The organism is Enterobacter cloacae complex sp. S2 (assembly GCF_015159675.1).
Taxonomy (GTDB): domain Bacteria; phylum Pseudomonadota; class Gammaproteobacteria; order Enterobacterales; family Enterobacteriaceae; genus Enterobacter; species Enterobacter intestinihominis.
In genome coordinates this window covers 1-9,250 of record NZ_JADDTS010000052.1, presented here as the reverse complement: position 1 = coordinate 9,250, position 9,250 = coordinate 1, and the positions used below count along the sequence as shown (strand labels likewise).

Sequence of the window (9,250 nt, the reverse complement as noted above, 5' to 3'; positions counted from 1 at the left end):
CCGCCACCCGGCTTTTTTATCGTTCCACCATCGCTAGCGTAAACCCATCCCACCCCTTAACGCCCACCGTTTGCAGCGCGGTGGCGGTTAAGCGTGGGTTATCTCCAGTCATCTCGATAAACTTCCGTACCCCCTGCACGCGTGCATCGTCGCTTTGCCCGTTAACCACCTCGCCGTCGCGTACCACGTTATCGCCGATTATGACCGTGCCGGGACGGGAGTAGTGCAGCGCCCACTCCAGGTAGCCGGGATTGTTTGGCTTATCGGCATCAATAAAGATCAGGTCAAAGGGCGGGACGTCACCGAAATTCTCGAGCGACTTTAGCGCCGGGCCTGTAATCAGTTCGATACGATCGCTGAGTCCCGCAAGGTGAATGTTCTGGCGTGCAACTGCGGCATGTGTCGGGTCCGCTTCAAGCGTAATCAGCTTTCCATCCGGCGGCAGGGCGCGCGCCATCCAGATTGAGCTATACGCGCCCAGCGTACCGATTTCCAGTATTCGACGCGCCTGCGTCATGCGGACAAACAGCGCCAGCAGTTGCCCCTGATTTGCGGCAACGTCGTGCTCGGGTAAACCGGCGCGTTTGTTGTTTTCAAGGACGTTCTGGAGAACTTCATCTTCAGGAATAAGCGACGAAATCATGTAATTATCTACTGAACACCACTGCTGTTGCATAGATTGACTCCTTGGGGGTATCGCCAGAGGCGAAATGTAGGCCGGGTAAGGCGTAGCCGCCACCCGGCATGTTTTCACGCACTGACCCAACCGCCGCCCAGCGCTTTATAAAAATCAATTTGCGCCAGCAGCAGGTTGTTTTTCACCTGTACCACGCTGGTCTGCACCGAGAACAGCGTGCGCTGTGCATCGAGCACATCCAGATAAGAAGAGTACCCGTTGCGGTAGCGGTTTTGCGCTATCCGCAGCGTCTCCTGCGCGACCGCCTGCTGAGCCAGCAGCTCGGTAAGCTGTTCCTGATAACGGGTGATGGCATCAAGGCTGTCATTCACCTCGGCAAACGCATTACGTACGGTTTTTTCGTAGCTGTACAACGCCTGATTACGCTGAGACTGGGAGATATCCACCTGTGCATTCAGCGCCTGTCGGTTCAGCAGCGGCGCAAGAATACTGCCGCCCACGCTCCAGAGCTGGAGGGGGTTATCCAGCAATCCCGACAGCGTGCGATCCTGCACCGATCCTGTGGCCGTGAGGTTGATCGACGGCAGCAGGCTGGCACGCGATGCCGCCAGCGTCGCGTCCGCCGCAATCAGCTGACGTTCAGCCTGGACGATATCCGGACGCCGGTTCAGTAACGTCGACGGCAGTTGGGAGGGCAGTTTCAGCGGCGTCAGGGCATCAAAGCTTTCACCGCGCGCAACGTTACCCGGGTTGCTGCCCAGCAGCAGGCTAAGCGCATTCTCCTGCTGCGCAATCTGGTGCTGAAGCAGTGGAACCTGAGCGCGGGTGGCGCGCAGCTCAGAATCCGATTGCATCAGCTCAAGGCGAGAGCTGTATCCCGTCTCAAACTGTCGTTTAGCAAGGTTGAACGCCTCTTCACGCGATTTCAGCGTGGACTGGGTAACGCGAAGCTGTTCATCCAGCGACAGGAGAGTGACGTACCCGGAGGCCACCGACGATGCGACCGTGAGATCTGCCGCCGCGGCCGCCGCCTTTTGTGCCTCCAGCGACGCTTCGGCGGCACGGGAGGTGCTACGGTTTACCCCCCAGATATCCACGTCGTAGCTGGCGGTCAGGCTGCCTTTGTACAACGTACCGTATACCGGAAGGCCTGTTGCGGCGGACTGCGAGCGCGCGCGCGTCCCGGTCACGCCCGCGTCAAGCGACGGGAACAGGCTGCCGTCGGCAGCGTACACCCGGGCCTGATACTCGTTAATCCGCTCGCGGGCAATCAGCACGTCGCTGTTGTTCTTCAGCGCCTGATCCACATAGCGGTTCAGATTGCTGTCGTGGAAATTACGCCACCAGAGCTGCTCTGTCGGGCTGGTTGGCCCCGACGTCGCGCGCCACTGGACCGGTATGTGCAGGGACGATTTGGCGGGCTCTACGTCAACCGACTGGCAACCCGCAAGGATAGCCATCATCAGCAGGCCGGCTATCGGGCGAAGCGTCATTGTTTCGCCTCCCGCGTGTCGATGGTGACCTGCACCGACATGCCAGGGCGCAGCAGCCGGTACGCCTCCGGCTCACCGAGTACCTCAATGCGTACCGGGATGCGCTGGGCGATTTTAACAAAGTTGCCCGTGGCGTTATCCGGGGTGATAGCGCTGAACTCGACGCCTGTGGCCGGGGATATGCTCTCCACGCGGCCCTGATAGGCTTTATCGTTTAAGGCATCGACGGTGAATTTCACTGGCTGTCCGACGCGTAAATTCGCCAGCTGCGTCTCTTTGATATTGGCGATCACCCAGTGCTGCGGCGGGACCAGCGTGGTAAGGTGCGTCCCGGGGGTGACGTACGCTCCAAGACGCACCGCAATCTGCCCGAGCTGACCGTCACGCGGCGCGACAATGCGGGTGTTTTGCAGATCGATCTGCGCAAGCTCCAGCGCGGCTTTCGCATTTTGAACGTCCGCTTCCAGCGAAGCGCGATTGACGATAACCGTTTGTAGATCCTGGCGCGACATCTCAAGCGTTGCTTTCGCCTGGTCGATATCGGCGCTCCCCTGGGCGGCACTGGCCAGCGCCGCATCGCGCTCGCGAATGGACAGGGAGCCGTCTGCGGTCAGATCCTTCACGCGTTTCAGATCCGCCTGGGTTTTCAGACTTTGGGCACGGGCGTTTTTCAGTGCCGCTTCGTTTTTGGCAATCACCGCTTCCGCGCTTTTACGCTGTTGCAGGTTGTTGTTCAGCGCAGCAATTTTCATTGCCAGCTGCGCCTCGGCCTGATGGACGCGCTGGCGATAGATCCGGTCATCAATCTGCAACAGCAGGTCGCCTTTTTTAACCTGCACAAAATCCTGAACATGGACCTCAGTAATGTAGCCGTTGACTTGCGGACTGATGAACGTGGTCTGGCCGCGCACGTAGGCGTTATCAGTAAACTGGGTATGACGCGTGAACGGGGGCAACTGCCAGGCATAAAGGATCACCAGCACCCCGACAATGCCGATAGCCGCGGCGGTGAAAATGGAAACGACGCGTACATTTTTGCGGGTGTTGGCCTGCTCTTTGGCGGCATCCTGCTGACTCATAACTTCTCCTGAAAAATAGTCATTACTTATTGCCAGTGGCGTTCTTAAGGGCCATACGGGCGGTGATGCGCAGGCGCAGCAAGCGCCATAAAATCCAGACCAGCGTGGCTGTGGCAATGCTCGCCGTCAGGAGATAAGTATCGCTGTAAGCCAGAATGTTTGCCTCAAGCGTCGTCACCGTCTGAAGCTGAATAATGGCCTGGGTTCCCAACAGGGAACTGTCGCCAACCAGGCTTTTATACATCTGGGTGTAAAGCTGAATGCGTTCGTTCACCAGCGGGTTGAGGGTGGTGAGCTGGTCAGCCAGCAGGCTGGAATGGTACTTCTCGCGCCAGGTCTGGAAGGTACCAAGGATTGCAGAACCCAGCAGGCCACCAAGGTTCTGACTCATGCCAAACATCACAGAAAAGCTGACCAGATTGCGTGGATCGGCGATCACCCCGCCAATGGCGGCCAGCATCGCAGGGGCGAGGAAGAAAGCGCTGCCGAAACCAAGCAGGAACTGGCTGAACATCAGCTGATCCGGCCGGGTCAGGTTGTTGGACTGGCTGTCCAGCAGCGAAGCAACAATCATCAGCGCCAGCGAGGTGATAATCGGCCAGGCCAGCTTAGTGGGTTTGATCGTCAGACAGCTGGTGACGATACCGCAGACGATTCCGGCGAAAATAGACCACGCCAGATGGGTCATCTGTTCATTCTGTAGGCCCGCATATTGCAGCCAGCCGATGACGCCGGTGTTCTGTTCCGCCAGTACGATGCGGATCAGCAGCATAATCAACCCCAGGCGTACGATGCTGCCGCTGGACAGCCAGCGGGTATTGAGAAGCGGGTTGCTGCGGTTATGTTCAAACACGATCGCAGAGACAATCAGCACCAGCGAGAGAGCCAACGCCCAGCCGATCCACGGTGTTTCAAACCACCATTCCAGACGCCCTAGCGACAGAACCGCGCACAACAGCGCCATACCGGGCGCAAGCAAAAAGAAGGTGATGAAATCTTTCTTCTCGAAAACTTTGCGTCGATCACCCGGGGGCAGTTTCAGCACCATCACGCAGGCCAGTGAGATCAGGGCCAAACCCAGCTCGAAGAAGTACAGCCCACGCCACTCATCAAGCTGCAACAGCTCGGTGGAGAACAGCCGCGCCAGCGGTATCGCCAGCGACGAACCGGTAATGCCGATGGTCAGCGCCTTCAGTCGGTGCTTCGCGGGCCACGCCTGTATCTGGTAATAAATGCCGAGCGAGCTGAGCGCGGCGGCGACCATCCCGTGTGCCGCCCGTACCATCAGCGCCGAGCTGAGATCGTTCACAAACAGGTGGAAAAAGGTGACCAGCACATACAGCACCAGGAAGCCTTCCGTAAACGCGCGCAAACCGTACTGCTGGCGAAACTTTACCAGCAGCAGGTTGATGGAGACGTTGGTCATGACATAGACGGCAGGCAGCCAGGCGATTTCAGTCGACCAGGCGCCGAAGGTGCCTTGCAGATTTTGCAGATTGGCGGTGACGACCGCGTTACCCAGCGCCCCGGTCAGACACACCAGCAGGCCGACCACGCCATAGGCGATCCGTTTCGACGTCGGATGTTCCGGGGTGGAAGGGGAACCCAGCAGAGCGGGTTTCTCGTGTGGCTGCCACTCGCGAGGAGCATAAGGATCGCGTTGGGGCAGGCGCATAACGGGGTTTACCTTTCAAAATGTTGAATTGTGAGCGGGCTAATGATTCTACGGCTGACGCAAATCATAATTCAAGTGAATACGAATATTGTATGTTAATCAAATGTAGAGGGAAGGATGAAGAAAAAGTGCGGCTCGCGAACGGAGCCGCAATAATATTATCGCTGTTCCGGCTGCGCCTGAAGGTGGCGTTCACGGTTGATGCGGCTGGCACAAAAAATTGCAATGAGGGAGATAGCGACCGTCACGCCCAGATACCAGGCCACGGGTACCCAGTCGCCGTCGTATTTCGCCAGCAGTCCGGTAGCGATTAGCGGTGCCGTTCCGCCCGCCAGCGCGGCCCCAAGTTGATAACCCAGCGTGATACCGGTGTAGCGAACGTTGGCACTGAAAATTTCAGAGCAGAGCGTGCCGAGAACCGCCGTCACCGGTGCCCACAGTACGCCAAAAGCGATAACGGTCGCGAGCACAATTCCCCAGGTGGTACCGGTATTCAGCAGCATAAACCAGGGCACGATAAACAGGCCGAGCACGAAGACACTGACGGCGTACATACGCTGGCGGCCAACCCTGTCGGAGAGCAGCCCCATCAGCGGGATCATGATAGTGGCGACCAGTGCGCCAAGAGTTACTGCCTCCAGCGCCTGGGATTTCTGATAGGTCAGGGTGGTAGTGGCGTAGCTCACCACAAACGTGGAGAAAATATAGAACGGTGCTGTCTCCACAACCTTAAGCCCGGCGGCAATTAGCACTTCACGCCAGTGGTGTTTTATGGTGTCGCGCAGCGGAGCTTTCGCAACCTGGCCGGATTTTTTCACTTTCTGGAAATCAGGCGTTTCGTCAATATCTTTCCGGATCCAAAGCCCCAATATTACCAGCACGGAACTGAGCAGGAACGGAATGCGCCAGCCCCAGGAGAGAAAATCCTCTTCGCTGAACAGCGTCATTAGCGAGACGATAAATGTCGCCATCAACATGCCGATGGTAACGCCCGCCTGCGGAATACTGCCGAAGAAGCCTTTGCGTTTTTCTGGCGCATACTCGTAAGCCAGCAGTAGCGCGCCACCCCATTCACCGCCGATACCCATCCCCTGAATAATACGCATCAGGATCAGCAACGCGGGCGCCCACATCCCGATCATGTCGTAGGTGGGCAGCAGGCCAATCATCACGGTTGCACCTCCCATCAATGAAAGGGTGAGGACAAGCGTTTTTTTGCGACCGATACGATCCCCGATATGTGCAAAGAGAACGCCGCCAATGGGGCGAATAAAGAAGGTCAACGAGAAGGAGAGATAGGAGAGGATCAGCCCGATTACCGGGTCGACCATCGGAAAGAAAATCTTGTTAAACACCAGCGCGGCAGCGGTGCCATAGAGAAAATAATCAAACCATTCAATAGAACTTCCCGTAAGACTGGCAATTAATACCTTTTTGTTTTTCCGCAATACCGTTGTCGTGCTCTCATGTTGTGTCATGACTCAAAACTCCGCCACGTGGATGATAATAGAGGTGTTACCTGGCGCGCTTCAGGTGCAACCTGTCGGTGTGTAATGGTTGTGAAATTGTTAAGCAACTTAGGGTTGGATGTTACGTTTGGCAAGTCAGCCAGAACTAAAACGGGTTAGATCACGATGGATTAAGCAGCAACTGGTGCTTTTTCGGCACGCTGTTGTGGCAGGATGTGTTGAAGGGCAGATAATCAAAAGCACAAACTCAGGGTGCAACCCAATTGTTTTTGGATGTTTCTGGTTATTTCATCAAAATGACAAATATGCAGCGTAATGAGCACCTCGGCTTTCAGAGTGATCTCCTTTTCAACCCCGTTGTGTGAAGTACTCTAAAGATTAATGCTGTAAGGAGGTAACGATGACAATGGCACTTTTCCCCTGTTTGCCTGGCACAACACTCGACGCCGTGAATACTGTTGGGGCGTGGCTTGCTCAGGACGACTATCAGGACAACCAGCCCGTTGATCTGGTGATTCTGGCGGGTAACGCGGTGATCCCCGCGATTGATGCTGCCTGTAAAATCGCGGCTGAACAGGGGGTTCCTCTGATTATCAGCGGCGGGATCGGTCACTCGACGACCTTCCTCTACGCCGCGATTGCGAAACACCCCCGCTATAACAGGATACCCACCACCGGGCGGGCTGAGGCGGCTATTCTGGCCGACATCGCCCGTGAATTCTGGAACATTCCCGCTGAGCATCTTCACGTTGAGGATCAGTCGACCAACTGTGGCGAAAACGCCCGCTTCAGCCGGGCGTTGATGAAACAGTCCGGACTGAATGCCGCCCGGGTGCTGGTAGTGCAGGACCCGACGATGCAGCGTCGCACAATGGCTACGTTTGCCCGCGTTTGCCGCGACGAGGCTGCATCGCCCGCATGGATGAGTCATCCCGGCCTGACGCCCGTGCTGCAAAACAGTGACGACGGTCTGGCGTTCAGCGGCCCGGTCGAGGGGTTATGGCCGGTAGAACGTTACCTGTCGCTGGTGCTGGGTGAATTTCCGCGACTCAGGGACGACATCAACGGCTACGGTCCGGCGGGACGTGATTTCATTGCCCATGTCGATATCCCTGCCGAAGTGGACGCCGCGTGGCAGATCCTGCGAAACGACGTCATTCTCACCGACGCGCTGGTGAGCCGTTCTCTGCTGTAATGCTCTTGCCCGTTTGCGCCATCTTTTACGCAAACGGGCAGCCTTTGTTGCCGATTTGTGATTTTTGAAACGGGCTGACCCGTTTCTTTTATGAGATATCTCACAAAAACAGACTCATAGAGTAGGCAATTGCCCCGGTAATTATAGTTTTTAACATTAAGTTTACTTGTTAAAAACAGTGTGATTACAGGAGCAGGTTATGACAGTACCCGTACAACATCCTATGTATATTGATGGACAGTTTGTTGCCTGGCAGGGTGATGCCTGGATTGACGTGATCAATCCGGCCACGGAAGAGGTCATTTCCCGTATTCCCGACGGCACCGCCGAGGACGCCCGCAAGGCCATTGACGCGGCAGAGCGCGCGCAGGCTGGCTGGGAGGCGCTGCCTGCCATTGAACGCGCCAGCTGGCTACGCAAAATTTCCGCCGGGATCCGCGAGCGCGTCAGCGAAATCAGCGCGCTGATTGTGGCCGAAGGGGGCAAGATCCAGCAGCTGGCGGAAGTGGAAGTTAACTTTACAGCTGACTATATCGACTATATGGCCGAGTGGGCGCGCCGTTATGAAGGGGAAATCATTCAGAGCGACCGTCCGGGCGAGAATATTCTGGTTTTTAAACGCGCCCTTGGCGTCACCACCGGCATTCTGCCGTGGAACTTTCCCTTCTTCCTGATTGCCCGTAAGCTCGCTCCTGCGCTAATCACCGGCAACACCATCGTTATCAAACCGAGCGAATTTACCCCAAACAACGCCATTGCGTTTGCCAAAATCGTCGACGAGATTGGCCTGCCGAAAGGCGTCTTCAACCTGGTGCTGGGCCGCGGTGAAACCGTCGGACAGGAGCTGGCCGGGAACCCGAAAGTGGCGATGGTCAGCATGACCGGCAGCGTCGGGGCGGGTGAAAAGATCATGGCTGCGGCTGCGAAAAACATCACCAAAGTGGGGCTGGAGCTGGGTGGTAAAGCCCCGGCCATCGTGATGGACGATGCCGACCTCGAGCTGGCCGTGAAGGCCATTGTGGATTCACGCGTCATCAATACCGGACAGGTGTGTAACTGCGCGGAACGTGTCTATGTTCAGAAGGGGATCTACGACCGCTTTGTGAATCGTCTGGGTGAGGCAATGAAAGCCGTCCAGTTTGGCAATCCGGCTGAGCGAACGGATATTGCCATGGGGCCGCTGATCAACGCCGCCGCGCTGGAGCGTGTGGAGCAGAAGGTGGCGCGCGCGGTGCAGGAAGGGGCTAAAGTGGTCCTTGGCGGTAAAGCGGCAGAGGGCAAAGGGTATTTTTATCCCCCAACGCTGCTGCTGGACGTACGTCAGGACATGGCCATCATGCACGAAGAGACCTTTGGCCCGGTGCTGCCGGTGGTGGCTTTCGACACCCTGGAAGAGGCCCTGAAAATGGCCAACGACAGCGACTACGGTTTAACCTCGTCTGTATATACGCAGGATCTGAATGTCGCCATGAAAGCCATTAAAGGGCTTAAGTTCGGCGAGACCTACATTAACCGTGAAAACTTTGAAGCGATGCAGGGCTTCCATGCGGGCTGGCGGAAATCCGGGATCGGCGGGGCGGATGGCAAACACGGTCTGAATGAGTATTTGCAGACGCAGGTAGTCTATTTACAGTCGTAATCAGGAGCCCCCTCCATGCGAGATAATGTGTGCACGGAGCAGTTCCCTCGCCCCTTTGGGGAG

General features: G+C 56.8%; 7 protein-coding genes. 2 read left to right on the top strand and 5 right to left on the bottom strand.

Features of this window, described 5'->3' with window-relative positions; translation table 11 throughout:
* Positions 1-16 precede the first annotated feature (16 nt).
* From IPZ49_RS20545 to IPZ49_RS20525, 5 genes are all read right to left on the bottom strand, one after another.
* Positions 17-676 (bottom strand): O-methyltransferase, encoded by a 660-nt coding sequence (locus IPZ49_RS20545; protein WP_063145938.1) that lies wholly within the window; start codon positions 674-676, stop codon positions 17-19.
* A gap of 74 nt (positions 677-750) precedes the next feature.
* Entirely contained in the window at positions 751-2,130 is a 1,380-nt protein-coding gene (locus IPZ49_RS20540; RefSeq protein WP_063145937.1) for an efflux transporter outer membrane subunit, read from the bottom strand.
* The gene (locus IPZ49_RS20535; RefSeq protein ID WP_193762867.1) at positions 2,127-3,209 is read right to left on the bottom strand and encodes an HlyD family secretion protein; all 1,083 of its coding nucleotides are present in this window, start codon (positions 3,207-3,209) and stop codon (positions 2,127-2,129) included. The genes IPZ49_RS20540 and IPZ49_RS20535 overlap by 4 nt, the downstream gene beginning before the upstream one ends.
* A gap of 22 nt (positions 3,210-3,231) precedes the next feature.
* Positions 3,232-4,884 carry an MFS transporter gene (locus IPZ49_RS20530; protein WP_063145936.1) on the bottom strand — a complete coding sequence of 551 codons (1,653 nt, stop codon included), beginning with the start codon at positions 4,882-4,884 and terminating at the stop codon, positions 3,232-3,234.
* A gap of 158 nt (positions 4,885-5,042) precedes the next feature.
* Positions 5,043-6,362, bottom strand: coding sequence for an MFS transporter (locus IPZ49_RS20525; RefSeq protein WP_032624298.1), 1,320 nt, complete (start codon positions 6,360-6,362; stop codon positions 5,043-5,045).
* A gap of 391 nt (positions 6,363-6,753) precedes the next feature.
* Here IPZ49_RS20525 and IPZ49_RS20520 point away from each other — a divergent pair, with 391 nt between their 5' ends.
* Together IPZ49_RS20520 and aldA are read left to right on the top strand one after the other, a co-directional pair.
* On the top strand, positions 6,754-7,548 hold the full coding sequence (locus tag IPZ49_RS20520; protein ID WP_074143083.1) for a YdcF family protein: 795 nt from the start codon (positions 6,754-6,756) through the stop codon (positions 7,546-7,548).
* Between the two features lie 199 nt (positions 7,549-7,747).
* The gene (gene aldA, locus IPZ49_RS20515) at positions 7,748-9,187 is read left to right on the top strand and encodes an aldehyde dehydrogenase (protein WP_023306155.1); all 1,440 of its coding nucleotides are present in this window, start codon (positions 7,748-7,750) and stop codon (positions 9,185-9,187) included.
* The last annotated feature ends 63 nt before the right edge of the window (positions 9,188-9,250 follow it).